The sequence below is a fragment of the Enterobacter quasimori genome (genome assembly GCF_018597345.1).
GTDB classification, from domain to species: Bacteria; Pseudomonadota; Gammaproteobacteria; order Enterobacterales; family Enterobacteriaceae; genus Enterobacter; species Enterobacter mori.
Genome location: NZ_JAHEVU010000001.1, coordinates 771466 through 797998, shown reverse-complemented (window position 1 = coordinate 797998; position 26533 = coordinate 771466). Strand labels below are relative to the sequence as shown.

At 51.9% G+C, this 26533-nt stretch carries 36 protein-coding genes; 33 read left to right on the top strand and 3 right to left on the bottom strand.

The genetic code is table 11. From position 1 onward, the window contains the following. The first annotated feature begins 139 nt into the window (after window positions 1-139). The 8 genes from KK102_RS03785 (at window position 140) to KK102_RS03755 (ending at window position 4317) form a co-directional block, all read left to right on the top strand. A complete protein-coding gene (locus KK102_RS03785; protein WP_017145563.1) occupies window positions 140-535 on the top strand; it encodes a phage holin family protein in 396 nt (131 codons plus the stop codon). Continuing rightward, complete coding sequence (locus tag KK102_RS03780; protein ID WP_045338888.1) at window positions 522-803, top strand: phage holin family protein; 282 nt, start codon at window positions 522-524, stop codon at window positions 801-803. Before KK102_RS03785 ends, KK102_RS03780 begins: the two co-directional genes overlap by 14 nt. Beyond that, window positions 803-1444 carry a glycoside hydrolase family 19 protein gene (locus tag KK102_RS03775; RefSeq protein ID WP_216356989.1) on the top strand — a complete coding sequence of 214 codons (642 nt, stop codon included), beginning with the start codon at window positions 803-805 and terminating at the stop codon, window positions 1442-1444. Before KK102_RS03780 ends, KK102_RS03775 begins: the two co-directional genes overlap by 1 nt. A gap of 205 nt (window positions 1445-1649) precedes the next feature. Further along, complete coding sequence (locus KK102_RS03770) at window positions 1650-1928, top strand: hypothetical protein (RefSeq protein ID WP_216356988.1); 279 nt, start codon at window positions 1650-1652, stop codon at window positions 1926-1928. Continuing rightward, on the top strand, window positions 1879-2058 hold the full coding sequence (locus KK102_RS22195) for a hypothetical protein (RefSeq protein WP_244991987.1): 180 nt from the start codon (window positions 1879-1881) through the stop codon (window positions 2056-2058). Before KK102_RS03770 ends, KK102_RS22195 begins: the two co-directional genes overlap by 50 nt. 13 nt (window positions 2059-2071) lie before the next feature. Beyond that, window positions 2072-2434: a hypothetical protein gene (locus KK102_RS03765; protein ID WP_244991833.1), complete on the top strand. Its 363-nt coding sequence runs from the start codon at window positions 2072-2074 to the stop codon at window positions 2432-2434. Beyond that, the gene (locus tag KK102_RS03760) at window positions 2431-2703 is read left to right on the top strand and encodes a hypothetical protein (protein ID WP_216356987.1); all 273 of its coding nucleotides are present in this window, start codon (window positions 2431-2433) and stop codon (window positions 2701-2703) included. Before KK102_RS03765 ends, KK102_RS03760 begins: the two co-directional genes overlap by 4 nt. Before the next feature lie 156 nt (window positions 2704-2859). Then, window positions 2860-4317 carry a glycosyltransferase family 2 protein gene (locus KK102_RS03755; protein WP_216356986.1) on the top strand — a complete coding sequence of 486 codons (1458 nt, stop codon included), beginning with the start codon at window positions 2860-2862 and terminating at the stop codon, window positions 4315-4317. Window positions 4318-4464: 147 nt separating this feature from the next. Here KK102_RS03755 and KK102_RS03750 read toward each other — a convergent pair whose 3' ends face one another. Further along, window positions 4465-4986: a hypothetical protein gene (locus tag KK102_RS03750; RefSeq protein WP_069732457.1), complete on the bottom strand. Its 522-nt coding sequence runs from the start codon at window positions 4984-4986 to the stop codon at window positions 4465-4467. Between the two features lie 107 nt (window positions 4987-5093). Here KK102_RS03750 and KK102_RS03745 point away from each other — a divergent pair, with 107 nt between their 5' ends. Then, window positions 5094-5702, top strand: a complete 609-nt coding sequence (locus KK102_RS03745) for a hypothetical protein (RefSeq protein WP_216357357.1) — start codon at window positions 5094-5096, stop codon at window positions 5700-5702. Window positions 5703-5718: 16 nt separating this feature from the next. On the opposite strand, the gene KK102_RS22190 is transcribed toward KK102_RS03745, so the two are convergent. Beyond that, window positions 5719-5898 (bottom strand): hypothetical protein, encoded by a 180-nt coding sequence (locus KK102_RS22190; protein WP_077064159.1) that lies wholly within the window; start codon window positions 5896-5898, stop codon window positions 5719-5721. Between the two features lie 101 nt (window positions 5899-5999). Between KK102_RS22190 and KK102_RS03740 the strand changes: the two genes are divergently transcribed. From KK102_RS03740 to KK102_RS22185, 23 genes are all read left to right on the top strand, one after another. Continuing rightward, window positions 6000-6356 (top strand): HNH endonuclease, encoded by a 357-nt coding sequence (locus KK102_RS03740; RefSeq protein ID WP_149121228.1) that lies wholly within the window; start codon window positions 6000-6002, stop codon window positions 6354-6356. Window positions 6357-6370: 14 nt separating this feature from the next. Next, window positions 6371-6916: an HNH endonuclease gene (locus KK102_RS03735; RefSeq protein WP_216356985.1), complete on the top strand. Its 546-nt coding sequence runs from the start codon at window positions 6371-6373 to the stop codon at window positions 6914-6916. 133 nt (window positions 6917-7049) lie between these two features. Next, window positions 7050-7547: a phage terminase small subunit P27 family gene (locus KK102_RS03730; protein ID WP_216356984.1), complete on the top strand. Its 498-nt coding sequence runs from the start codon at window positions 7050-7052 to the stop codon at window positions 7545-7547. Next, the gene (locus KK102_RS03725) at window positions 7547-9283 is read left to right on the top strand and encodes a terminase large subunit (RefSeq protein WP_216356983.1); all 1737 of its coding nucleotides are present in this window, start codon (window positions 7547-7549) and stop codon (window positions 9281-9283) included. Before KK102_RS03730 ends, KK102_RS03725 begins: the two co-directional genes overlap by 1 nt. Then, window positions 9283-10587 (top strand): phage portal protein, encoded by a 1305-nt coding sequence (locus KK102_RS03720; RefSeq protein ID WP_048210281.1) that lies wholly within the window; start codon window positions 9283-9285, stop codon window positions 10585-10587. Before KK102_RS03725 ends, KK102_RS03720 begins: the two co-directional genes overlap by 1 nt. A gap of 13 nt (window positions 10588-10600) precedes the next feature. Further along, window positions 10601-11449, top strand: coding sequence for a head maturation protease, ClpP-related (locus KK102_RS03715; protein ID WP_216356982.1), 849 nt, complete (start codon window positions 10601-10603; stop codon window positions 11447-11449). 9 nt (window positions 11450-11458) lie between these two features. Next, window positions 11459-12670 carry a phage major capsid protein gene (locus tag KK102_RS03710; protein ID WP_216356981.1) on the top strand — a complete coding sequence of 404 codons (1212 nt, stop codon included), beginning with the start codon at window positions 11459-11461 and terminating at the stop codon, window positions 12668-12670. Window positions 12671-12712: 42 nt separating this feature from the next. Continuing rightward, entirely contained in the window at window positions 12713-13039 is a 327-nt protein-coding gene (locus KK102_RS03705) for a head-tail connector protein (protein WP_045359099.1), read from the top strand. A gap of 63 nt (window positions 13040-13102) precedes the next feature. After that, window positions 13103-13315 carry a hypothetical protein gene (locus KK102_RS03700; RefSeq protein WP_216356980.1) on the top strand — a complete coding sequence of 71 codons (213 nt, stop codon included), beginning with the start codon at window positions 13103-13105 and terminating at the stop codon, window positions 13313-13315. Window position 13316: 1 nt separating this feature from the next. After that, on the top strand, window positions 13317-13649 hold the full coding sequence (locus KK102_RS03695) for a phage head closure protein (protein WP_216356979.1): 333 nt from the start codon (window positions 13317-13319) through the stop codon (window positions 13647-13649). Continuing rightward, window positions 13642-14181, top strand: a complete 540-nt coding sequence (locus KK102_RS03690; RefSeq protein ID WP_216356978.1) for an HK97-gp10 family putative phage morphogenesis protein — start codon at window positions 13642-13644, stop codon at window positions 14179-14181. The genes KK102_RS03695 and KK102_RS03690 overlap by 8 nt, the downstream gene beginning before the upstream one ends. Further along, the gene (gene gp17, locus KK102_RS03685; RefSeq protein ID WP_216356977.1) at window positions 14178-14543 is read left to right on the top strand and encodes a tail completion protein gp17; all 366 of its coding nucleotides are present in this window, start codon (window positions 14178-14180) and stop codon (window positions 14541-14543) included. Before KK102_RS03690 ends, gp17 begins: the two co-directional genes overlap by 4 nt. A 55-nt stretch (window positions 14544-14598) precedes the next feature. Then, entirely contained in the window at window positions 14599-15090 is a 492-nt protein-coding gene (locus KK102_RS03680) for a phage tail tube protein (RefSeq protein ID WP_216356976.1), read from the top strand. Between the two features lie 53 nt (window positions 15091-15143). Further along, window positions 15144-15524, top strand: a complete 381-nt coding sequence (locus KK102_RS03675; RefSeq protein ID WP_023296822.1) for a phage tail assembly chaperone family protein, TAC — start codon at window positions 15144-15146, stop codon at window positions 15522-15524. A gap of 110 nt (window positions 15525-15634) precedes the next feature. Then, window positions 15635-15811, top strand: coding sequence for a phage tail assembly protein T (locus KK102_RS03670; protein WP_420842078.1), 177 nt, complete (start codon window positions 15635-15637; stop codon window positions 15809-15811). 53 nt (window positions 15812-15864) lie between these two features. Next, a complete protein-coding gene (locus KK102_RS03665) occupies window positions 15865-16323 on the top strand; it encodes a hypothetical protein (protein ID WP_023296821.1) in 459 nt (152 codons plus the stop codon). 43 nt (window positions 16324-16366) lie between these two features. Beyond that, a complete protein-coding gene (locus KK102_RS03660; RefSeq protein WP_155019293.1) occupies window positions 16367-18847 on the top strand; it encodes a phage tail tape measure protein in 2481 nt (826 codons plus the stop codon). 16 nt (window positions 18848-18863) lie between these two features. Continuing rightward, entirely contained in the window at window positions 18864-19457 is a 594-nt protein-coding gene (locus KK102_RS03655) for a hypothetical protein (protein WP_032667419.1), read from the top strand. After that, entirely contained in the window at window positions 19457-20041 is a 585-nt protein-coding gene (locus KK102_RS03650; RefSeq protein WP_063843780.1) for a hypothetical protein, read from the top strand. The genes KK102_RS03655 and KK102_RS03650 overlap by 1 nt, the downstream gene beginning before the upstream one ends. A 6-nt stretch (window positions 20042-20047) precedes the next feature. Next, window positions 20048-20446 (top strand): DUF6950 family protein, encoded by a 399-nt coding sequence (locus KK102_RS03645; protein WP_216356975.1) that lies wholly within the window; start codon window positions 20048-20050, stop codon window positions 20444-20446. Further along, window positions 20446-23244, top strand: a complete 2799-nt coding sequence (locus KK102_RS03640) for a phage tail tip fiber protein (RefSeq protein WP_216356974.1) — start codon at window positions 20446-20448, stop codon at window positions 23242-23244. The genes KK102_RS03645 and KK102_RS03640 overlap by 1 nt, the downstream gene beginning before the upstream one ends. A gap of 3 nt (window positions 23245-23247) precedes the next feature. Beyond that, window positions 23248-24216 (top strand): DUF6453 family protein, encoded by a 969-nt coding sequence (locus KK102_RS03635; RefSeq protein ID WP_216356973.1) that lies wholly within the window; start codon window positions 23248-23250, stop codon window positions 24214-24216. Between the two features lie 61 nt (window positions 24217-24277). Continuing rightward, window positions 24278-25507, top strand: a complete 1230-nt coding sequence (locus KK102_RS22185) for a hypothetical protein (RefSeq protein WP_244991831.1) — start codon at window positions 24278-24280, stop codon at window positions 25505-25507. Between the two features lie 66 nt (window positions 25508-25573). On the opposite strand, the gene KK102_RS03625 is transcribed toward KK102_RS22185, so the two are convergent. Continuing rightward, window positions 25574-25813 (bottom strand): DinI family protein, encoded by a 240-nt coding sequence (locus KK102_RS03625; protein WP_216356972.1) that lies wholly within the window; start codon window positions 25811-25813, stop codon window positions 25574-25576. 86 nt (window positions 25814-25899) lie between these two features. On the opposite strand from KK102_RS03625, the gene KK102_RS03620 reads away from it, so the two are divergent. Then, window positions 25900-26139, top strand: a complete 240-nt coding sequence (locus KK102_RS03620; RefSeq protein WP_216356971.1) for a hypothetical protein — start codon at window positions 25900-25902, stop codon at window positions 26137-26139. Window positions 26140-26533: the final 394 nt, after the last annotated feature.

Here is a 26533-nt window from a genome sequence, read left to right as displayed (position 1 = left end):
GTGGTTTCTACGACACGGACTTAAAACGACTTATAAACCTCGCCACAACGGGGTTCTATCACTTTAGAAGGCTGCCTACGGGCGGCCTTTTTTGTTTCCCCTCGTTCTGAGAGGACTCACGGCAAGTAGAGGGGGCTAAATGTCCGATCCTGTTTCTGGCACTACGGTAGCGGCTGGTGGTCTGATGGGTGCCAGCATGTTCGGCCTGGCAACCGGCATTGATTATGGTGTGGTGTTTGGCGCTTTTGCTGGCGCGGTGTTCTACGTCGCTACGGCGGTTAATATCAGCCGTCTTAAGCTGGTGGGCTACTTCATTACCTCATTCATCTTCGGCGTTATCGGAGCACCTTTGCTTGGTTCTTACTTCTCCAAATGGACGGGGTATAGCGACAGGCCACTTGATGCGCTGGGCGCGGTAATCGTAGCCGCTATTGCTATTAAGCTGCTGACGTTCGTTAACAGCCAGGATTTGGGTAGCCTGTTTGGAATTCTCTCACGTTTACGTGGAGGAGGGACCAGCAATGGTAACAAGTGATCCGAGTGCAATGGCGAATGCCATCATCTGCGGGGTGATCGTTCTTGCCCTCATGTTCTACCAGCGTGGAGGGGCGAGACATCGTCCACTGATATCGCTGATGGCTTATTTCACGGTGCTGGTTTATGCCAGCGTCCCTTTCCGTTACCTGTTCGGCCTGTATCACGAATCGCACTGGTTTGTGGTGCTTGTGAACGTTCTGATTTGCGCTGCTCTTCTCTGGGCACGGGGAAACATGGCGCGCCTGATTGATGCACTGAGGCACTAATGAACCAATCACAATTTCTGAAGGCGGCTGGTATCAGCGCCGGGTTAGCTGCGCGCTGGTTTCCGCATATCGACGCCGCTATGAAGGAATACGGCATCACCGCACCGCTTGATCAGGCCATGTTTATTGCCCAGATGGGGCATGAAAGCACCAGATTTACCCGACTGGTGGAAAACCTGAATTATGCGGCAGAAAACCTGGTCCCTACGTTCGGCAGCCACCGCATCACGCCACAGCAGGCCGCCGCACTTGGCAGAACAGCAACGCAACCGGCAAACCAGAAAGCGATCGCCAATCTGGTATACGGTGGAGAGTGGGGAAAAGAACACCTGGGCAATCAGGTTGCCGGTGATGGATGGAAATATCGCGGTCGTGGGCTGAAACAGGTTACCGGGCTGAGCAACTATCGCAGTTGTGGCCACGCGTTGAAACTGGACCTTGTTACCCACCCGGAGCTGCTTGAACAGGATGAATACGCCGCGCGCTCAGCTGCATGGTTCTATGTCTCTCGCGGTTGCCAGCTTCATTCCGGTGACGTGGAGCGCGTGACACTCCTTATCAATGGCGGCAGAAACGGGCTGGATAAACGCCGCGCGCTGTTTAACCTGGCGAAATCGGTACTCGTACGAAGTAGTGGTTAAGTCTCCTCATTCCTCGTTGGGAAACAGACACTGTAGTTTTACAGGTCAGGGGGGATGAGCTTCACATTGTCTGTAGCTACGAGGATATCGATCCCGGCGAAATGTTTGACGGCATGTGCGAGCTTAAAACCTTCACCTGGCTGAACTGGTCCTTTCCGTCTGGGGAACCTATCAACGTTCGCTCGTTTGAGCCAAAGGTAGCAGCATGAGCATACTGGAAATAATCATTGGCGTTATAGGCGCTATATGTGTTGCCGCAGCTGGTGGCTTTGGCCTGGGCCATATCCGCGGCACCAGCAAAGCGGAAGCGAAAGCAGACCAGCAGCGCACCGAAGATAACGCAGCGGCAACGGTCGCAGCAGCCGAAAGCCGGGTAGAAGCAACGAAAGAGGCCAGCAATGTACAGCAGAATGTTAACCGTATGCCTGATGACGATGTTGATCGCGAGCTGCGTGACACGTGGAAGCGTCCCGGTGGTGGTTGATACCGCCTGTGACTGGGTAAAGCCAATCTACCTGACTGATCACGACATCGACGTTATGGACCGCCAGACGAAGAAGGACATCCTGACACATAACAAATCTTGGGTTTCAAACTGTAGCTTGTTGATGTAGAAAGTATAAGGACTTGGATGATAAGATTGGTCATCTGCTAGGTTTTGAGGTGAACGTGTCATCTATAAATCACATTAAGAACCCTTTAACGATCGTGGGCATCTTTGCTGGGATTGTCGAGATATCGGCAAACTTTGTTCTTCCATTTTTGGATAAAGAAAACCAAGTCACTTATGTTTGGTTTTTGATGTTGTTTCCAACAATTTTGGTAATCATGTTTTTTGCTACTCTGAATTGGAATCACGGAGTGTTGTATGCTCCAAGTGACTATCAAAACGATGATGCATTTGTCCAAATTCATGCACGACAAAAAATGCACTTTGATAACAACCTCATGGAAGGCAATTCAGAAGTATTAGTTACGGTGGAAGAATGATGGAAGTGAATGGCGGCAGCATGAATAATACCAGAGTAATCCTTGATGGTATTAAATATAAGAATGTCACTTTTACTAACTGCATCATGGTGTTCAGTGGTGCAGATACGGGAAGTGCTATGGGATTGAGTGGTTGTAAGTTCATAAATTGTACATGGCACTTTGAAGGTGCAGCGGGTCATACCATTAATTTTTTAAATTCGCTTACATCAGCCATGGGAAAACCCGGCGAAAAACTTCTAAAAAATCTCTTCAAAAATTACAATTAACTAAGTTTATGCAACTAACTGCCTCGCTAATGCGGGGCTTTTTTATGCGCATCGCACGCGCACATCAAAGAAAGTCTTTCAGCTGTGAGCCTGGGCAAACCGTTAACTTTCGGCGGCTTTGCCGTGCGACAGGCTCACGTCTAAAAGGAAAATCAAATGCAGGTCACTATTGATGGTGTCCCGTATGCACCCGCCTGCGCAATTTCATCGCGGATCGGCATTGCGATAACGACACACCAGCGCGCTGACGTTCTGAAACGAGCGCTTGAACAGCACTTGAAACATCTGCCAGCCGGTGCGCTGGTGGTGGTTATTGATGACGGTTCAAAGCCTGCAGCGGTAGTTCCCGACGGCGTGCAGCTGCTTCGCCATGAAACATCACTCGGCATTGTTGCTTCGAAGAACGCTAGCCTGTCAGCCCTGATGGATGCCGGGTGTGAGCATCTGTTTTTATGGGATGATGATGCCTGGCCTATTGCTGATAACTGGCACCTCCCTTACATCCAATCGCCAGAGCCGCACCTGGCTTACCAGTTTCTCGATCTGGCTGGCCGCAACAAGCTGAATGACCTTTCGGTACTTTACCGTGACGATAAGCATGTGGCGTATACCGGGCAGCGCGGCGTTATGCTTTATTACCACCGAAGCGCCATAGAGAGGGTGGGCGGATTCGATCCGGTTTATGGTCGCGGCATGTACGAGCACAGCGACCTCGCCTTGCGCATCCATAACGCAGGACTGACTACGTGGGCTTACGCTGATGTCTTCGGTTCAGACAAGCTGATTCATTCCCTCGATGAGCATGAAGCGGTGGAGCGTTCGGTACCGAGGCCAGACCGCCAGGCGCTGGTGGAACGTAATGTGAAGATCCACAACGAACGACGTGATACCGGCTTTATCGGTTACGTTGAATATCGGCGTCAGCGCGACGTGGTTATCACTACGTTACTGACCAGCCAGCCTGACCCTCAGCGCGGCACGAAAATGACGGCCTCACCTGACATGCTGACCAGGTGGGCGGCTTCGCTTCGGAATTGTGGACGTATTGCGCTGGTGGATGAATTACTGACGGCACCGGCAGATGTTGAGCTGTATCTCGTACCTGACGTGAAGATGAATGTCTACTTTCGTCGCTGGCTGCACATCTGGCAGCACCTGCGAGATCACCCTGAATACCGGTTCGTCTGGTGTACTGATGGTACCGATGTCGAAATGCTTCGCGCGCCGTGGGAAGAAATGGAACCCGGGAAGGTGTATGTCGGTTCTGAACCGAAGACCTACGCTGACTCCTGGGCGAAACAGAATCATCCTGAGCATATCTATCAGGAATTCATTGAAGCGCACCGCGGCGATGTGATGCTTAACGCTGGTCTGCTGGGTGGCACCCGCGCTGATGTAATGGCTTTCGCCCACGGCATCATCCGACTTTACTACCGGATCGAGAGTTATCGTTTCTGGAAGAAAGAACAGGCTGTCGCTGCGGTGGGTGACATGCTGGCGTTTGGTATTGTCGCGCAATCATTCGCTGACAGGCTGGTCACCGGCCCTCTGGTGCATACAGTGTTCAAAACTGACGGAGTCGGGAAAGAAAACGCTTGGTGGAAGCACAAATGAGGTTTGAATCAACGATGAAAATTTTCACTGCTGTGATGCATAAGAATAGTTTCTACATACACGCTGACACTCGGAACCCATTTTGGGTGACACTTAGTAAAAAGCTTGGATGGGGCAAATTTGAATTAATCCGCCCCTCAGATGAATTCAGCCCTTCTGGAGGGCTCTTTGAATTAGTTGAATTGCGTTCGGCAGATTCAGAACCCCCTGAGTCAGTAGCTGTAGGGTCAAATGTTTTATGGCGTCTGCCGGAAGCTCTCGAAGTTTTGAAATCAATCCCTTCTTCTGATCTTCAGGCATATTTGCAACGCGGATTATGTCCTCAAGCGCAATTATAGTGTCGTTGTGAAGACGTACAGTTTGAACTTTTAAAATGGCACTCAAGCCGCCATCATCGAGTAAGAAATCTATACCTTTCTCGGTGATGTAGCATACCGGTGCATTGAAAATAAATTCCACACCGGCCATTGTGTCGCTGCGTACGAATGGTGTTGTTACTAGGCCATGCATTTCGAGATAAAGCATACAGGCCACGAAGTGATCATAATTATCGAACTTTTCAATGAGTTCAATCTCTTGTGACTTGTTCAACGTGTTGGGGGCACAGTCAATAAGTGCGTTGAGAATTTCCAGTTGTAATGCTCTATCGTATTTTCTTGTTTTATCCATGGATTTACTCCTTTGATGGTTACATAAGAGTAACCTGAATAGCCTTATTAGACACCCTGACAAAAGAACAGTAGCCGCCATCGTGCGGCTTTTTTATTGGAGATTCGCTGGTGGCTGAAGAGATTAAGTTTGTGGTGGTCGGCCATTACTCACGCCTGAGACATGCGCAACGCCTTGCTGCGCTGCTGGATGCTTATCTGCTTATTGATGATGGTAACCACGGCGCGAACTGGAATCATCGGCGCGCGCTTGAGTGGGCAGCAGAACAAACAAGCCGGGTAATTGTAGTTGAAGATGATGCTCAGCCTTCAAACAGTTTTACTGAACTGGTGATAGATCACTGGCTAAACCGCTTCCCTGATTCTCTGGTGAGTTTTTATCTCGGTACAGGTCGACCTCCTCAGTATCAAATGCAGATAGCCGAGCGGCTGATTGTTGCTGATAAGACTCAGGCTGACCACATCACGCTGCCGCAGCTGATACACGGGGTGTGCTATAGCGTACCTCCGCAACATATCAATCGCGTGTTGTCTCGCTGGGATAGCAGTAAGCCCGCTGATTATGCAGTGGGTGATGCTTGGGGCGGTGCAGTGGTTTATCCGTGTTACTCGCTTGTGGACCATGCAGACTTTGAATCAGTCGAGAGTCACCCTGACTCAGCGCCACGTACAGAACGGCGACGAGCGTGGAGAATCGCCTGGAAAACCGGCCAGTAGGCCGGTTTAATTAGTTTTATCTTTTGCTGTCTGGAGTCCGTTTTACTGGTTCCCATGTTGCACCAGGTTTTGAAGTTGGTGGCGCCCTATGGTTATCAGGAATGGTTGTGTAATTATCGGTTTGGCCGCCACGCGGACCGCGTTCACGATATACACCGCCATCGCGTCCACTAGACTGACCAGGTTTCAAACCCATAAATACCTCCACGAAATTAACCACAAAAGCGTGGCAAATACACTTTGCAGTAAGAATTTACGTTTTCAACGTGGTGATGACTCAATTTTTTAGGAGTGTTAATGCCATCACAAATACCGCGAGCATGCCGCAAGCGTGGCTGCTCTGGCACAACCACAGACCGCTCAGGCTATTGCCCCAAGCACCTTAACGAAGGCTGGCAGCAGCATCAGCGAGGACAGAGCAGGCATCAGCGAGGTTATGGCAGTAAGTGGGACAGGCTGCGCCCAATCGTTCTCGACAGAGATAAACACCTTTGTCAGGAATGCCTGCGAAATGGAAGGTATACACCCGCTGAGACGGTTGACCACATTAAGCCGAAAGCTCACGGCGGTACTGACGATCTCTCTAATCTGGAATCAATTTGCCGCGGCTGCCATAAAGCCAAGACAGCACGCGAGCGCCTGAACAGAAATTAAGTAACGAGGTGAAGATGACTGAATCGAAACATGGTTCAGGGCTTCCGCACGCCCAAATGAAAGATATTCCCGGTTATCCAGGATATCTGGCAAGTGAAGATGGACTTATTTACTCGCTCCGCTCAGGTAGCGTTCGGCAGCTGTCGATGCGGCTACATAACGGCTATTGGCACGTGAATGTAAACACCGGAGTAAGCAATGATACGAAAGTGAAGAAGCAAGTACACCAGCTTGTGTTGCTTGCCTTCTCCGGGCCAAAGCCATCTGACGCCCATATCACCCGCCATCTGGATGGCAACCCGCTGAACAACAGCAAAACAAACCTCGCTTGGGGAACGCCAAAGGAGAACACTTCTGACAGCATGCAGCACGGAACTGCCGCTTGTCTGCGGCGCGGACAGCGAGCGGTAGCAACAAAATTGAAGCCTGAAATCATCCTGAGCATTGAGCGAGAGGCGAGATCTGGTAAGAGGCTGGTAGAAATTGCAAAGCGCTACGGTATTACGCACACGCATGTTCGCCGCATCAGGGATCATCTGTGCCATCCAGATATTTGGTAAAAGGGGGAGGGCGGGTAAAAACCTCAGGGGAATCACCCCAAAGGACCGCCGCCTAACCTCTTTTCACATCGCCGCAGGTTAGAAAACTTTTTTTATGGGTCCCCCACTCGATGATTAATAGGAGTTTTCGATTATGTCTGGACCACCGAAAACCCCGACCCATCTACGTTTGGTGAGGGGTAACCCATCAAAACGCCCGAACAATGAAAACGAACCAAAACCAGCTTCTGGGGTACCCCCAACGCCGAAGCATTTCGACAAGCAGGGGAAATACTGGTTCAAGCGTATGGCCGAAGAGCTCGATGCGCTTGGCGTCATGTCGCAGCTCGACGCGAGAGCGCTTGAACTACTGGTTGAGGTTTACACCGAGTACCGCCATCACTGCGATACTCTGGAGAGAGAAGGCTACACCTACGCCGTTTACAGCGACGAAGAGCCAGACGAAGGCAAAGAGCGAGAGATTCGCATGATCAAGGCTCACCCGGCCGCCATTATGAAAGCTGATGCCTGGAAACGTCTGCGCGCCATGCTCGGTGAGTTCGGCATGACGCCAGCCAGCCGCTCTAAAGTGAATGCAAAAGGTCCTGATGCGGTTGATCCGATGGCCGAGTTTATGAAAGCGAGGGATTAATGGCTAAAGTTGCAGAAGGCATCCGCTACGCCGAGAGGGTGGTGGCGGGGGAAATTATTGCCTGTGAGTATGTGCGCCTTGCCTGCCAGCGTTTTCTTGACGATCTGGCACACGGCGAAGAGCGCGGTATTTTCTTCAGTGAGCCGCGCGCGCAGCACATTCTGAATTTCTATAATTTTGTGCCTCACGTAAAAGGCGCCCTGGCAGGCCAGCCTATTGAGCTGATGGACTGGCATGTTTTCATCCTGATTAATATTTTTGGTTTTGTTATCCCGCTGGTGAACGAAGAGACGGGGGAAACCGTCCTGCGTAACGACGGCAGCGGTCGGCCGGTGATGGTTCGGCGTTTTCGTACAGCAGATGTTGAGGTGGCCCGTAAAAATGCCAAATCAACGCTTTGCTCTGGCGTGGGGCTTTATATGGCTGGCGCAGACGGCGAGGGCGGGGCGGAGGTTTATTCCGCTGCAACAACCCGTGACCAGGCGCGAATTGTTTTTGAAGACGCGAAAAATATGGTCAAGAAGGCGAAAGCCACTCTTGGGCGGATCTTCGAATTCAACAAGCTCGCTATCTACCAGGAGCAAACGGCCTCCAAATTCGAGCCTTTATCATCAGATGCGAACAACCTCGACGGCCTGAACATCCACTGCGCCATCGTCGACGAGCTGCATGCTCATAAAACCCGTGACGTTTGGGACGTTCTGGAGACGGCCACCGGCGCTCGCCTGCAATCGCTGCTTTTCGGTATCACCACCGCCGGCTTCAACAAAGAAGGTATCTGTTACGAACTACGCGATTACGCAATCAAGGTCCTGCGCGGCCTGGTTAAAGACGATACGTTTTTTGCCATCATCTACACCTTAGATGAAGGTGACGATCCCTTTGATGAAAAAGTCTGGCAGAAGGCGAATCCGGGGCTGGGTATCTGTAAGCGCTGGGATGATCTGCGCCGCCTGGCTAAAAAGGCGAAAGAGCAGGTTTCGGCCAGGATTAACTTTTTCACCAAACACATGAATATCTGGGTTACCGCTGAGTCTGCCTGGATGGACATGATGAAATGGGAAAAATGCGAGTTTATCGCCCCGCAGCACGAACTTAAAACCTATCCCTCCTGGGTTGGCGTTGACCTTTCAAACAAAATTGATATCTGTGCAGCCGCTAAAGTCTGGCGCGCGCCAGATGGCCACGTTCATGCGGATTTTAAATTCTGGCTGCCGGAGGGACGCCTTGAGAAGTGTTCACGCCAGATGGCAGAGCTGTATCGTAAGTGGGCCGAGATGGACAAGCTGATCCTTACCGACGGGGATGTAATCGACCATGCTCAGATTAAGGAAGAGCTGCAGGTGTGGGTTGCTGGCGAGAGTCTGAAAGAAATTGGCTTCGACCCGTGGAGTGCGACGCAGTTCAGCCTTGCGCTGGCAGAAGAAGGGCTGCCGCTTGTGGAGGTACCGCAGACGGTTCGCAATTTCTCTGAGGCGATGAAAGAGGTCGAAGCACTGGTATACGGTGGCCGCTTCCATCACAGCGATCACCCGGTAATGAACTGGATGATGTCCAACGTAACCGTCAAACCTGACCGGAACGAGAACATTTTCCCGAATAAGTCCACACCAGAGGCCAAAATTGATGGCCCTGCGGCTTTGTTCACAGCAATGAGCCGCGTTCTGGTTAACGGTGGCAACGACCAGCAGAATCTCTCCGGATTCTTCAATAATCCCATCATGGTAGGTTTCTGATGAAAAAAAACAAACGGCCAGGCAGGGTTAAAAGCGCTCTGCTTAACTGGCTTGGTGTGCCTATCAGCCTGACTACCGGCACGTTCTGGGAGGAATGGTTTGGTACCAGCAGCAGCGGAAAGGTGGTAACGGCCGATAAAGCCATCCAGCTATCGGCTGTGTGGGCATGCGTAAGACTGTTAAGCGAGTCTATTTCAACCCTTCCGCTGAAAATATACGTTCGACAGCCTGACGGTTCGCGTAAAGCGGCAACCGATCATCCGGCCTATTCGATACTGTGCCGCCGACCCAATTCAGAAATGACACCATCACGCTTTATGTTGATGGTGGTCGCCAGTATTTGCCTGCGCGGGAACGCCTTCATTGAGAAGAAATTCATCGCAAACCGCCTGGTTTCGCTGGTGCCTTTGCTGCCACAGAACATGGTGGTTAAACGTCTCGTGACCGGGGCGCTGGAATACAAATACACTGAAAACGGTAACGAGCGCGTCATTCCCGTCAAAAACATCATGCACATTCGCGGGTTCGGTCTTGACGGTGTTTGCGGCATGATGCCAATGAAAACAGGCCGCGATGTGATCGGTTCTGCAATGGCGGTTGAGGAGTCTGCTGCGAAGATATTTGAACAGGGGCTTCAGAGTTCAGGTTTTCTCTCCGCTGAGAATGCGCTGTCTGACGAACAACGTGAAAGACTTCGCAGCTACATGGCTGCATTTACGGGTTCAAAAAACGCCGGGAAAATCATGGTGCTTGAAGGTGGATTGAAGTACCAGGGCGTCACCATGAATCCCGAAGACGCCCAGATGCTGGAAAGCCGCTCTTTCAGTATTGAGGAAATCTGTCGCTGGTTTCGCGTTCCGCCTTTCATGGTCGGTCACACCACGAAGCAAAGTAGCTGGGCATCCAGTCTGGAGGGCATGAACCTCCAGTTCCTGACGCACACCCTGCGCCCACTGCTGGTGAATATAGAGCAGGAAATAGGACGGTGCCTGCTGGACGGCGATGATGAGGTGTTCGCGGAGTTCTCTGTAGAAGGACTGCTGCGCGCCGACAGCGCGGGCCGTGCTGCGTACTATACCAGCGCGCTCCAGAATGGGTGGATGTCCCGCAATGACGTGCGCCGTCTTGAGAATATGCCACCGATTGAAGGGGGTGATATTTACACCGTTCAGCTCAACCTGACGCAACTGAAAAATCTCGAAAGCAGCAATCCTGCTGTTCAGGCTCTGGCTCTGAGAGAACTGCATAACCACATATTCCCTGACATTTCCTTTGAACAATCTCCGCTGAAACAGGCCGCTTAGGAGCACTTTCCTGATGAGCAAAAAACAACTTCCGGCAGCACCGGCGGGTCGCCCCTGCGCGCGGGTCACCTGTGAAACTTTACCCTCCGCCATGGAACGCTGGGATGGCGGGATCAAAGCTGCGGCCACCGACGACAACAGTATTTCTGTTTTTGATGTGATCGGGCAGGACTACTGGGGTGAAGGCGTAACAGCCAAACGTATCGCCGGTGCGCTTCGGGCGATGAATGGCGCCGACGTCACGGTCAATATTAACTCCCCTGGCGGGGACATGTTCGAAGGCCTGGCAATCTACAACCTTTTGCGAGAATACGAAGGCCGTGTGACGGTGAAGGTGCTCGGTATTGCCGCCAGCGCCGCCTCGGTCATTGCGATGGCCGGGGATGAAATTCAGATCGGTCGTGGTGCCTTCCTGATGATCCACAACTGCTGGGTCTACGCGATGGGTAACCGCCATGACTTTGCGGAACTGTCACAGTCTCTTGAGCCGTTCGATACCGCTATGGCAGACATCTACGCGGCGCGTTCCGGCCTTGATATGGCAGCTGTTCAGAAACTGATGGATGCCGAGAGTTATATCGGTGGCAGTGATGCTGTGGCGAAGGGACTGGCAGACAGCCTGCTTTCTGCTGATGCGGTCAGCGACGGCGACGAATCGCCTGCAGCCGCGCTTCGCAAACTTGATGCATTGCTGGCCAAGACCAACACCCCGCGCTCTGAGCGCAGAAAACTCATTAAAGCCTTATCCGGTGGCATGCCTGGCGCTGTCACCACCAACGACGGTACGCCGGGCGCTGCCGAAGACATCAAACCTGAAACCATCAATTCACTTGAAAGCGCCCTGGCGGCGTTAGTCAAATAAGGACCCTTTATGTCTGAAGTAAACGATATTCTGAAAAAAGTCACTGCCAGCATTGAAGAGGCGACCGGCAAATTCAACGCGAAAGCGGAAGACGCACTCAAAGAGGCGCAGAAGTCCGGCAAGCTGTCAGAAGAAACAAAAGCAGCCGTTGATAAAATGGCTTCTGAGTTCAACGCCCTGCGCGATGCAGAAAAAACGCTGAGGGCCGCTATGGGCGAGCTTGAGCAACATGTTGCCCAGATGCCGCTGGCAAACGCGAAGCATGTTGTGGAATCAATCGGTCAGCAGGTGATCTCTGCTGAAGCGCTGAAAACCTTTGCCTCCGGCGTGGAAGGTGGCAAGCGTATCAGTATCCCGGTTAAGGCCGCAATGACTTCTGCTGATGTGCCTGATGGTGTTGTCGAACCCCAGCGAATTCCTGGCATCGATACGGCACCAAAACAGCGCCTGTTCATTCGCGATCTGATTGCGCCTGGCCGCACTTCCTCCCCGGCTATTTTCTGGGTGCAGCAGACGGGCTTTACCAATAACGCGAAAGTGGTTCCTGAAAATACGCAGAAACCATACAGCGAAATTGAGTTCACGCCGAAAATCACTGGCGTCAGCACCATTGCCCACCTGTTCAAAGCCTCAAAGCAGATCCTGGATGACTTCGCACAGTTGCAGTCCACCGTTGATGCCGAAATGCGCTACGGGCTGAAGTATGCAGAAGAGCAGGAAATTCTCTTCGGTGATGGTACCGGCGTTCATCTGCACGGCATCGTTCCTCAGGCGTCAGCGTTCAATCCGGCGTTCACTGTCGAACAGCAGAGCGGGATTGACGATCTGCGACTGGCAATGTTGCAGGCACAGCTGGCACGCTTCCCGGCATCTGGTCATGTTCTTCACTTCATTGACTGGGCGCGGATCGAGCTGACCAAAGACAGCCTGGGTCGTTACATTCTGGCGAACCCTGCGGCGCTGACTGGTCCGACTCTGTGGGGCCTGCCGGTTGTTGCAACGGAAGCGGCAGCCTTCCAGGGTAAATTCCTGACCGGTGCATTTAACGCTGGCGCGCAAATCTTCGACCGCGAAGATGCGAACGTGGTTATCTCCACGGAGAACGCCGACGACTTCGAGAAAAACATGATCACCATCCGTTGCGAAGAACGTCTGGCGCTGGCTGTGAAACGCCCTGAGGCGTTCGTGTACGGTTCATTCAGCACCGGCGCGGGTAGCTGATAACTATTGCGGCCTTCGGGCCGCTTTTTTCGGGGCAAACAAATGCTTGATCAGAATGTGGTGAAACAGCATTGCCGCATTGATACCGACTTTACGGGTGATGATGCTCTGCTGGAGATTTACACAGGTGCAGCGGCCCGGTACGTCCAGACATGGACACGGCGAACGCTCTATGAAAAGGAAAGCAGCCCTGGCTACGCTGACGATCCGGACCCGATACTGCTCAATGATGATGTTAAGGCAGCCATGCTACTGCTTATCGGTCACTGGTATGCAAACCGGGAATCCGTGTCCATCGGGCAAACCGTTGCAGAGGTCCCGCTTGCAGTTGAAGCCCTGCTTCAGCCATACCGAATTTACGGGGTGTAAATATGGCCTGTTCAGGATGCGCGGAACGGCGTGAGTGGATAAAAAAATGGGCGAAAATTGCATATGAACGAGCAACAGGTAAACGAGCTGTTAACAGTGCTACGCGAACAGACAGAAGCACAGAGGGCGCAGACGGACGCGATAAACCGGCTGGCTGAGTCAAATATGGCGTTATGCGATGTCATTATCCAGTCACTGGCTGAAGATGATGGGGGTGAAATTACGCCACTGAGCGATTTGAAGCCGCAGTATCTCAGCCAAAAAGCCAGGGGGTAGAATGCAGGCCGGGAAACTACGTCACCGGGTAACAATCCAGGAGCCGGTGATGGTTCAAAACCCAGAGACTGGAGCTGTAAATAAAACCTGGCAGGACATAGCAACCGTATGGGCGGAAGTCTCCCCGCTGTCGGCACGCGAGTTTATTGCAGCCCAGGCATCGCAGGGGGAAATAACCACCCGTATCACAATACGCTTTCGACCGGGAGTTACCCGGATGAATCGCATCCTGTTTCGCGGTGGGATATATAACATCGAGGGCGTGCTTCCTGATACGAAAAGTGGCCGCGAATATCTCACGCTTCCCTGCTCAGAAGGGGTAAACGATGGCTGATGGCGTTGAAGTAAGTCTTACCGGACTTGATTCCCTGCTTGGGAAAATGGAGGCAGTATCAGACGTCACCCGTGACAAAGCGGGACGATTTGCGCTTCGTAAAGCCGCTAACCTAATAAGGGACCGTGCCCGGAGTAATGCTGCCCGGGTTGATGACCCACTGACCAAAGAGGCCATCTATAAAAATATCGTTGCCAGCTTTGGTAGTCGTGAATTCCGGAGAACGGGTAACCTGACTTTCCGCGTTGGCGTTATGGGCGGTGCTCGACAGTATGCCCAGACAAAAGCCAACGTCAGAAAGGGGCGAGCCGGTGGAACCTACAAAACAGCAGGCGACAAAGGGAATCCTGGCGGCGACACTTGGTACTGGCGAATGCTTGAATTCGGAACAGAGCATGCAGCAGCACGACCTATCATCCGCCCCGCGATGAACGGTATCGATGGCCCTGTCATTAACGTTTTTGCGGAAGAAATGGAAAAAGCTATCGATCGTGCGATCAGGCAGGCTGTGAAAAAGGGGATCAAAGCATGATAGCGCCTGTTTTTAAAGTTTGTGCAGCCAGCCAGGAGGTTCGCTCCCTGCTGGGAGAATATCCCGTAAGGCTGTACCCCTTCGGCAAGCATTTTGATGAAGTTGTCTATCCCTATGCGGTCTGGCAGAACATTGACGGTGATCCACAAAACTACCTGAAGCAGCGACCTGATATAGACCGCTTTTCTGTTCAGATTGACGTTTACGCCGACACAGATACAGAAGTCATCACGGTTGCGCGGGCGCTTCGTGATGTGATCGAAGGCAGCGCAATAATCACCAGGTGGGGTACGCAGGAACTGGAACCCAGTACCATGAAGTACCGTTATTCCTTCGACGTCGACTGGCTCGTCAAACGATAAACCAACTTTCCATATCACACCGGCGCAGCCGGTTTTTTTATACCCGGAGATAACCATGTCAGTAGTGACTCAAGGCACACAGTTGTACGTGCTCGCGAATGGTGTCGTGAGCGAAATTGAATGCATCACTGCATTTTCACCAGGTGGGAGCCCGTCAGATCAGATTGATGACACCTGCCTGAGCGAACGTAACACCAGAAAATATAAAAAGGGATTGCGTACACCGGGGCAGGCAACGGCCACGCTTAACGCAGATCCTGCTAACGCCAGCCACCTGATGCTCAGCAATATGGCTGAGTCAAACGACCAGAGCGACGTAACATTTGCTATCGGCTGGTCTGATGGCGAATCAGAGCCGACAGCGGGAACTGGTCCGGGTGCTGTAGATGGCCTGGTGCTTCCTCCCGATCGAACCTGGTACGTATTCAAGGGATACGTTTCAGACTTCCCGTTCGACTTTCAGGGGAATACGGTCGTGCAGACTTCTGCCACTATCCAGCGTTCCGGGCAGGGGGCATGGATTCCGAAAGAGCAGTCCGGCAGCTGATCACTGGCGGGGTTGAATCCCCGCGTTTCAACAAACAATATCAGGAAAGATAAATGAAACTGACACTCGACACCCTGAAAGAAACGGGAGCCTTCACCGGACGCCCGGTGGAAAAAGAGATTACCTGGAAATCACAGGATGGTAAGGAACATACAGCGACAACGTATATCCGTCCTCTTGGTTATCACACTGCCACATCAGATGTGCTTGCTGGTCTGGGCCGTATTGATGGAGTTGCTGGGCGTATCGCAGCGTCAATTTGCGATGAGCATGGCCATCAGGTGTTTACGGTTGCCGATGTTACCGGCGAGGCCGATCCAGACCGTGGCGCGCTGGATGGTGGCCTGACGGTGGCGCTGCTGGTGGCTATTCAGGAAGTTAACGATCTGGGAAAGACGGACTCAGCGCAGAAGACGAAATCTGGTGCGAACTAGTCCTTAACGGGATAGGTGGCCGCACTATCGCTGAGGCAAAAGAACGCCTCAGCTTCCGCGAGTTCCAGCAGTGGGTACAGTACCGGCATAAATACGGCAATCTGAACCCGATGATGCGAACAGAGTGGGGGGCGGCACTGGTTTCTTCTGTGCTGGCAAACGTAAACCGTACCAAAAACACTCCTGCCTTCAGCATTGCTGATTTCGCGCCTCATATTGCCGCTGTTGAGCTGGAGGCAGCAAACGAGCCGATCAAACTTGAAGACGCTATGCGTACCTGGGGGTGATACATAAATTTCTCATGTTAAACTGTAACTTGAACTTCAAAGGGGAAGTAAACATGAGAAACTTAGGATGGTTGTTGTCGTTAGGTGGTGTTGCGTTAGGCGTCTTTGCATTACTCATGGATGTAAGCGTTCCTGTCGGAGATGGTTCACGCGTCAACAACATTGGTCTGATGGCTGAGCGGCAGAATTATTTAATTGTTGCAGCGGTTTTGTTTATTGGTGGAATATTGCTTGCAAATAAAACAAAGAGAAATATGCCTAGAAATAATTACAAAGCCTATGACCTATCAACCATAAACAAAGATGATTTCATCAAGGGTGACGGTAGTATTAATTTAGAGGAAGTCCGCAATTTTTCAATCTTCCTGCTTGAAAAACACTCTGGTAAATCGGTATCAGAAATTACTTTCATGAACATGCCTCTTATTGAGCGTATTGCAGGGGAAATGCCTGCCCCTCTTGGGAAAAACTTCAAGAGCGAGCTTGAGCGAAGTCTAAAAGCAAACATATGAAAATCAGCCCGCTATGCGGGCTTTTTTATTTCTGGAGTTAATTATGGCTGGGAAATCACTCGGGACCCTTACACTCGATCTTGTTGCCAAGGTTGGCGGTTTTGTTTCTGGCATGGATAAAGCGGAAAGAGCCTCCCAGCAGTGGGCTAAGCAAGTTCAGAAGGATGCCGCTGAAACTACCAAAGCTTTTGCCTCCATTGGTTCAGCAACAGTTGCTTTAGCCGGCGCTGTTGGTGTTGCTGGTTTTCAGCTTCTAAAATCTACCTCGAAACAAATAGCAGAGACAGACCGTTGGGCTAAATCACTAAATATTTCCACTCAAGAGTTGTTATCGTGGCAGTTCGCTGCCGAAAAGGCCGGTGTGTCCGGCGATCAAATGGCCGATATCTTCAAAGATATTGGTGACAAAATCGGCGATGCGGTCCTGAATAAGTCAGGTGAGGCCGTTGATGCCCTGAATGCTCTTGGATTATCCGCTGAAAAATTATCCAAAGTAAGTCCAGACAAACAACTTCTGGCGATTGGTGAGTCGCTTGGTAAAATCAGCACAAACGCTGAAAAAACCACAGTACTTGAAAGCCTTGGCAATGACCTTTCGAAACTTCTTCCTCTGTTTGATAATAACAATGAGAAGCTTAAGCAGTTTTTAAGTCTCGCTAAAGATTTCGGAGTTGCTCCAGACCCTGCATCAATAGACGATCTCGTTAAAGTGAATCAGATATTCGAGGATATTGAAGCACAGGTTCGAGGGTTAAAATTAGAAATTTCAGCAGGACTCGCCAAAGTAGACTTATCTCCTCTTACAGACTCACTTGATCAATTGAGGAAAGTTTTAACAGATCCAAAGGTTCTTCAGGGTATAACTAACTTAGTGTCTGAGGTGGCAGAGCTTACTGGATGGTTGGTAAAATCAGCTGCTGCGGCTGGACAATTAGCAGCAAGCACAGGTAATAGGATAGCTGCCATCGGTGGTAATATTGACCGAAAAAATCTTGATCAGGTAAAAGAACGAATTGACTGGCTTCAAAGAAACATTGATGCAGGTAACTTTCCTGAAACTGAAAGTATTATTGGCAGTGTGCTCGATTCAAATATTACTCTGGCAAATGCAAAAAAAGAGTTAGAAGATTTAATAAAATTAAAGGGTCAATTAGTTGCTGGTAGCCCAGCAAAACTGCCAATTCAACCTGCAACAGTAGGTGGGGGCTACGCGCTTGATAAAGACGAAACAAACGGGAAGACAAAACCCGATTCAACCCTTAAAAAGCTTGAGTCTTCGTTTAAATCTATGGAGACAAGTTATCTTCGTCAAATTGCTCTGATCGACACTACTGGAAAGAAAAGCGCAGAAGTCACAGAACAACAAAAGCTTCAGTTTGATATTGCGGATGGCAAGCTGGCTGGACTTAATGAAACTCAGAAGACTCGCCTGGAGCAGCTCGCTACTGAGGTTGATCGCCTCAATTCAGTTAAAAAGGCCAATGAGGAAAATATCAGGCTCGCCGAATATGTTGCGAACCTTCAGCGCGAAAATGCTAACGCTGCAAGCTCCCTCGATGCGGATGTTATCGGCGCCGGGTTAGGGGATAAAGCACGCGAACGAATGCGTGAGCAACTCGATATTGAGCGTGAATTTAACGAGAAGCGTGAAGACCTGCAACGCAGATTCCAGAGTGGAGACATTAAGACCTCTACCGAATATGACCGCTATAACCAGGAACTCGATAAGGCACTTGCGGTACGGCTTGAAAAATATCGTTCCCATTATGAGGATCTGGACAAAATTCAGGGCGACTGGCTCGCTGGTGCACAGGATGGGCTGGCAAACTGGATTGACACTTCCAGCGATTATTACAGTCAGGTATCGGGTCTTGTGGGCAACACCCTGGATGGGTTGGTTGACAACATGGCGGATGCACTCAACGGGAATAAAGCGGACTGGGCGGACTGGGCTAACAGCGTGCTGAGCGAACTCCAAAAGGTTCTGCTTAGAGCTATCCTGGTCAATAGCCTCAAGTCTGCCGGTGATAGCGGGCTTCTCGGCTCGCTTGGCGGGATGTTTGGAGGCGCGTCTTCTGGTGGCAGTACGCCATCTGGTGCCTACGATTCAGCCGCTTCTGGTTTAACCCTGAACGCAAAAGGCGGGGTTTATGATTCCCCTGATCTGAGCAAATTCCGCAATGGTATTGTGAACAGCCCTACGATGTTCGCCTTCGCTAAAGGTGCTGGCTTGATGGGTGAAGCTGGGCCAGAGGCGATCATGCCGCTAACCAGAACCGCAGACGGCTCTCTCGGCGTGCGAATGGTAGATGATGCTGTTTCCTCCGTTAGCGCGGGAGGGAATAGCATTCAACAGACCATTCAGCAGCATTTCTCCATTTCCGGTAATGGCGATGCCGCGCTTAAGCAGGCGATGGAGGAGGCTGCCGCTAAAGGGGCCAGAGACGGCGCGAAGAAGGCGCGGCAGGACATGCTGAGTGATTTCCAGACTAACGGGCAGGGCAGGCGACTGCTTGGCGTTTAATAAGGAGTGAATAAGTATGGCTGCGCTTGAATGGCCTGCTGATGTATGCCCGTCGTCTCTGACATGGCGACCGGAAAGTAACACCAAAACATTTCGCTCTCCCTTTAATGGTGCCTCACAGACCGTTCGCTTCCCCGGCACCCGCTGGATCTGCTCCCTGACGTTTAACAACCTTACCGACGATAAATCCCGACGTATTGATGCGCTGGTGGCCGATCTCGATGGTGAATACGGCAGGGTGAAAATTCGCGACTGGGGACGCGAGGGGAGAACGCCCGCCGGAAATCCGGTAGTGCAGGATGCGAACCAGACGGGGACCCAGCTCAGCAGTAAAGGCTGGACGCCCGGCAAGCTCGTACTGCGCACCGGAGATTATCTTACCGTGAACGACGAGCTGAAGATGGTCACTGCTGATGTGACCAGCACTTCAACGGGTACCGCAATGATTCCGATTGCGCCGATGCTGCGTACCTCGCCGCCGGTTAACGGCAAAATTGAGGTGGCTAACCCCTACGGCATTTTTAAGCTGAAAGATAACCAGCAGGGCGCGGGTAACCGGGTTCCTGGCGTGTTTACCAGCTACACACTGGAATTTGAGGAGGCGTTTTAATGCTGTATTCCCCTTTTTCAGATTCGATGATCACCTGGCTCTCCCGTGACAGGGTTACCGCGGTGCTGGCGGCCAACGTCCAGTTTGAGTCCGGGACCGCTTACGTCCATTCCGGCACCGGCACGCTGGTGCTGGGCGGATATGTCTATTACGGCATGGGAACGATGGGCGCCATTGATGATGTCAATGAAACCAACACGACGAGCCCGACGCAACTCAGGATGACGCTTTCCGGCCTGGACATGTCCCTGTTTGCCAAAACGCTTAACGAGCGCTGTGTCGGAAAACCGGCGGAGCTGTATCTGGTGGCTATGGACGACAACGGCGTTGTTCAGGTTGCTGACCTGATTTTTAAGGGTCGGGTATCCGGTACCGGCGCGACGTCGGGGGAGACCAACGCCCTGCAATACACCGTCAGTAACATTTTTGAAGACTGGCAGCGACCGTTCCCGGACCGCTATACGGACGAATCGCATCAGGCCTCCCAGCCAGGCGATCGCATTTTTCGTTACGTCGCACAGATGGCAGAACGTTCTATTTACTGGGGCAGTAAAAAAGATGCGCCAGGATTTACCTATTCGTGAGGAAGCATGAAGCATCCAGACTGGCATAACAGATTAATCGCCGTGATAAGGGCCGCTGAAAAGCGGCCTTTTTTATGGGGCGAACATGACTGCTGCCTGTTCGCAGCCGACTGCGCTGAAGCGATGACCGGGGATAATTTTGCCGACGGCTGGCGCGGGACGTATGACAGCGAAACGGGGGCGAAAAAAGCGTTGCTGCGCGGCGGCGGATCGCTGGAGAAAGTGCTGGCGAAGTACCTTGATGAAGTACCTGTGAAGATGGCCCAGCGCGGCGATATCGCGGTTGTCGAGAATGCTGGTACCCGATGCGCCGGGGTGATTTACGGCGGCACCGTGTGGGTGCCGGGGGAGGAAGGGCTGGTTTGTCTGAGAATTAAGCCACTGAGCGCCTGGAGGGTTCGCTGATGCCTGCTGCTATTCCGATTATCGCCACCGTTGCCGCTGGTGCAGCCGCTGCTAATGGCGCTTATGCCGTTGCAATGGCGATCACGATTGCTGCACAGGTGGCAACGCAGATGCTGACGAAGAAGCCCTCTATTGGTGCTTATCGTGATACCTCCGAAAGAAAGCAGGTCCTGCGCGCGGCTGCCAGCCCGAAAACGGTGGTATATGGCAGGACGGTATCAGCAGGTACGCTTTTCTTCTCCGAAGAGGAAAAAGGCGATCAGACTGATGGCGAATGGCTTCACCTTGCGATCACCCTGGCGGGACACCCGCTCTCCGGTGTAGGAACCATCTATCTCGGTGATGACGATATTGGTTCGTACCCTGATAACGCCACCTACGAAGTACATAACGACCGCCAGACCGCCGATCCGTTTATGCTTCAGAACTGCCCTTCCTGGAAAGAGGACATGATCGGCAAGGGCATTTCCTGGCTACGTGTGTCGCTGAAGTTTAACGCTGAAAAATTCCCCTCAGGTATTCCTAACATCAAGGTCGAGAAAACGGGGCGCAAGGTCTATGACCCGCGCACCGGCCGCACGGAATACAGCAACAACCTTGCGCTCTGCGTGCTGGACTATTACCGCAATTACCTGAAGGTGCCGGATGCGGATATCAACTGGGATCAGTTTCAGGAAGCCGCCAACATTTGCGACGAGACGGTAACGAACGGCGACGGAACCACGGAAAAACGTTACACCTTAAACGGTGAGTTCGACCTGAACGAAAACAAGGCCAGCATTCTTGAAGCGATGCTGGCTGTCGGAGCTGGCGAGCCAACGTACATTGCGGGTAAGCACGGCATTCTGGTTGGTGCGTATTATGGCCCTGCAACCGAAGTGATCACAGAAAGTCAGCTGGCCGGCGATATCGAAATCATGCCGGAAGTATCGCAGTCTGAGCGCGTCAACACCATTAACGGTACCTTTATCGATCCTAAGCAGACCTACGCTGAGGCTGATTTCCCGGCGGTGTCTGTCAGCGAATGGGTTGCTGAAGATGGCGTTGAGATTTCACAGGATCTGAAACTTCGCTTTGTCACCAGTGAGTTTCAGGCTCAGCGCCTGGCAGACATCAAACTGAAGCGCACCCGCATTTCACGCACGATGAATCTCACACTGAACCTGAGCGGCTATCGCTACCGTCCCGGCATGTACGTGAAGGTGAATTTCCCGTCGCTCGGAATCATTAATGTCGAAATGCGCGTGACCGACTGGCGGTTCGGTGTGCAGAACGGGGTGCAGATCACCCTGAAACAGGAGACTGCTGATGTCTGGGGTGATGCAATAGGCAAGCCAATTGAGCGGCCGCCGTTCACGCAGCTGCCATCTGGCGGGGTGGCGCAGCCGCAGAACCTGAAATACACCGTCGAGGAGATTGGGCAGGTGGTTCAGGGCGTGCTGTCCTGGCAGAACATCGGGCAGTTTGTTTACAACAAGGTTGTGATCCGCAAGGCGGGTCAGACGGTGCTCTCTGTTCAGGTTCCGGGTTCCTTTACCCGCCTGACAGGGCTTGTTCAGTCTACCTACACGGCCCACGTCACTGCGGTAAACCAGATGGGGGCAGAGTCGCCGGAGGCATATCTTGAATTCAGCATTCAGGCACCGCCAGCGCCGTCAAGGGTAGATATTGAGCAAAGCTATTTTGCCATCACGCTATACCCGCGCCTGGCAGCAGTGACGAACGTATCAACGCAGTTTGATTTCTGGACGTCCGGAGAAACCAGGCTGCCGAATACCAGCACGTCAACGGTTGAAGGCAGGGCAACGCGTGCCGGGATCGGCACCACCTGGAGCAGCCATAACCTGAAGAACGGGCACACCTATTACTGGTATGTCCGCACGATCAACGCGTTTGGTACATCTGCGTTTGTTGAAGTGGCCGCGCTGTGCCAGACCGATACTTCGGGCCTGATTGACGTCATTGACGAGTCTGTCAGGAATTCTGACGCCATGAAAAACGTGGAGAAGGGCGTTGATACCAACCTTGAAGGTATTCTGCAAAACGCGCTGGCGAATAACGGCACGGTGGAACGCCAGTTCCAGCAACTGGGGGAAGTAAATGCCGAAATCATGACGGTCAGGACAACGATCGCCACGGTAGACAAGGCGTTAGCCCAGCTCACCACCAGTGTTAAGTCTCAGTTCGAAAGCGTTAACTCGCAAATCCTCGAACAGCAAACGGCCATCAGTGATAACACGAAAGCTATAGCTTCCCTTGATACGTATGTTCAGGCAGAGGTTGGAGACCTGACGACGGCGGTTAACCAGAAAATGAACGCCGAGGTGACGAGCAACGGTACAGGCAAGGCTTCATATACCCTGAACCTTGGCATTATCCGTAACGGCGTGAAGTACAACACCGGCTTTGGTATGTCCATTGAGCCTTCAGGTGGTTCTTACAAATCCACGGTTGTATTCGCTGCTGACCAGTTCGGCATCTACTCAGGAAGCGATCCCGGCAACTATGAGGCCGCCTTCTTTGTCTATAACGGACAGGTCTTTATCCGTGACGCGATGATCCAGGACGGCAGTATCACCAATGCGAAAATCGGCAGTTATATCCGCTCGACAAACTTCGCAGCCGGGGTTCGCGGCTGGAATATCGACAAGACCGGCGACTGTGAATTCCACGGCAAACTCTACGCAGACAGCGGTAACTTTGCGTTCAACGGGACCAATGACACGGTCGTTATCAACAATAACGGTATTACCGTCAATATCCCCGGCGGTGGTCGTATCGTCGTTGGTTCATGGTGATTTATGCCTTCAGGACTTTTAATCGATCTCAATGATGGCGGTAAACCGATGGAAATTACCGCCGGATTACGTTGCCCGACATATGGCGGGGCGATAGCCGGCGGTATCGGTAACGTGAATACTGCGACAGTTGAGGGTTACGTGGCCGGTTCGAATGTCATTTTCATACCGACCCAGACGGTAATCAGCGACGAGGGGATATTCAAGCTGGACAGCGTCACTATCTCCGGCGCGAACGTCACGCAGAACTGGAGCGGCAATTCAAACCCCGGATTTCCCAATCCGCAGCGCGTGGCGTTCTCCGGCACGCTGTGGCAGATCCTGCCCGTAAGCCAGAACTCAAATGTTGGCCTACTCGTTCAGAACAGCACTGACTTTACGGCGATCACAACGGCGTCAAGGGTCGGGTACTGCATCTATAAAGCCAGGGTAACTGTCGGTACGTCCGGCTGGGTCACGCCGACCATTGCAGGATTTGATCGCAGCAAATACCTGGTTTGCTGTAAGTGGAACAGCCCTTACACGCTGGACTATGACGGAAACCGGCTGCTGTTTCTTAATGACGGATCAAACACGGAAGACCAGCCCATGAGCGGCACCGTTGATGTGGTCATCTTCGCGGGAGGTGTTTCGCCGGTGGCCGCGAATCCCGGATTCAATATCTATAACGCCGCGGGCCAGTGCACGTTCTCAACTGCGCGGCGCCCGTTCGTTTATCTCGGCGTTAATTTTGTGCCTTCCACCACGGCGCAGACCGTTCCCGGGGGCGGATATGTGCCCGTTGGCCGCTTTGGGCTGAGGGTCCCCAGCTTCGGTGGCGGTCGCATTTATCACTACCACTATGGGCTGGTCATGCAGAACGGGACCCTCAGGGTCGGAAGGGGAGTGTATGTCGGCTGGGCAGACAGGCAGCTGGCGAACGCCGGGGTTACGCCTATTTCACTCCCGGTCATTCCCGATATGTACGTTTAACGACTTCTAACTTACTGAACCTCGCTCCGGCGGGGTTTTTTATTGCTTCAAAGGAGCAACTATGTCCGCAGGAACACTGACTCTGACAAATAATTCAGCCGCGGTAACCGGCAGCGGTACCGCTTTTACCACCGAGCTGGCCGTCGGCGATTTTATTGTTGTGACGGTTGGTGGCATCCCTTATACGCTCGCCATCAAAACGGTGAACAGCAATACCTCCCTGACGCTGGTCAGTAACTATACCGGACCAACGCAGGGCGGCGCTGCATGGTATGCGGTGCCGCGCGTTGCGATGAACCTTGTTACTGCTGCGCTGGTGGCACAAAGCGCAGAAGCCCTGCGCGGCCTGAACTATGACAAACAGAACTGGCAGCGGTTATTCAGTGCATCGGGAAATATAACCGTTACGCTCCCGGACGGTTCTTCATTCACCGGTCCGTCATGGCAGTACATGGTTAATACGGTTGCCACAAAAACGAACGGAGCTGTTACTGTCAACCAGGGCGGGACCGGAGCAACGAATGCCGCTGACGCGCGCACAAACCTTGGTTTGGTAGATTCCAATGGTCTCATTCCAATTACTCTCGGAGGAACCGGAGCGAAAGATGCATCTGGAGCACGCGATAATATTGGAGCGGCTGGGTCAGGCGTGAATAGTGATATAAAACGTATGACAGCAATTGAAGCGCCATTAACAACGTCACTCGGTGCTCCAGCTGGGGGGCTTGTGTCTCAGAAAACGACAAACACATCTTCCAGTTCATTTGCCTGCAAACCATTTGTTGCGAGGTTTGGCACCGGCTCTTATACGCTCAATGCTGCATTTGGTGGGTACATGCACAGCTCAGGGCAGGCTGCCAATAGCGGTGCGTTAATAAGCTTAAGTGATGACGGAACATTTGGTTCGTACTGGTACTTCATTCAGGGCGGAAGCGTTATTCAGACCAGCAACGGGACTATCACTCCAGCCGTATCAGATATCCGTGTCAAGAATGAGAAAAAAGTCATCAGTGAAGAAGAGGCAGTGAGCTTTATTCAGGACTGGGAGTCCATTCTCTATACGCTTAAATGGTCACCCGATAAGGTTCGTGCCGGTTTTCGTGCTCAGGACATTTTGGTACGTAATGAGGAACTGATCGAACGACAGGAGCTTATTGATGGTGAGGGTGGCATTATTGAAGACGGAATGATTGTTGATGTTGCGGAAGTTGCATCAGCGTATCTTGTGCCGGTTGTGAGGCAGTTGATAAGAAGGGTGGCGGAACTTGAAAACCAGTTGAAACAAATTTAACGTCAATTGCCGCTACAACACTAGCGGCATCTTTTAACTACCTTACGATACTAGGCGAGCGGTATGTTATTCTGATGTTAACCACATATCGGAATCTCCAAACATTTCCTCCAGCATGCGATTCAGCTTTTCTCGATCACTTTTGTTGGCATCGCTATTTAAACTGTTCGCCTGCATCGGCTTCACCTTCACTTCGGCATCAGGGAAAATCTGGTGCACCCGCTTCGTCAGCTCGGCCAGAATGATCTCTCTTGCCCCTCCGAGCCCCTCAACATTACGCTTGTCATAAATCAGCTCAACGAACATCACCCTCCCTCCTTACTGACTTGATCTATTGATGTAAAAATACTACTGTATATGTATACAGTCAATGGGCAAGTGAGGGTGCTGCTATGCCTCGTCAATTTGATATTCACGCAGCTTTTTTAGCCTCTATAGAACAGAATCCAAAGGGTTACCTTTGTCTCAATACAAACAAATTCATCAATAAATTGCGCGAGAAGAACTGGCATTTCAGCCAGGCAGACGCTAACGCATGGATTGAGAGATACCAGCCAGATTTCGCTGATAAGACGACGGACGGCAGTGATAACCGTTACTGGATCTTGCGGAATATGGGGAGGGTATTCTGATGGGCTTTCCTTCACCAGCAATGGATTACCAGGAACAGCGGTTAACCATAGATCTGTTATGCGGAATTGATGGGAACAGCAGGGTAATAGAAACGTCATGCGGTTGGGCTGTCATTAACGTTGCTATGAGGCCAGAGCAGGGAGATACGCTATTGATAAGAATGGATAACAGGAACGAGTTTGCAAAGCTATACGGGGCGGCATTGATAACTGAAGATGGTGAAGCGATAGAAGGCGACGCGCTGGATGACGTGGAGGTTTTTGGCGTGCTAACGCATAGTCTTACCAGAGTGGGTAACGATGATTGCCCGGCAATTTGAAGCAGGGTTCAACCATCATTTCACCATTGATTCGCCATTCCATTTTTTGAAAACAAAAAACCAGCCGTAAGAGG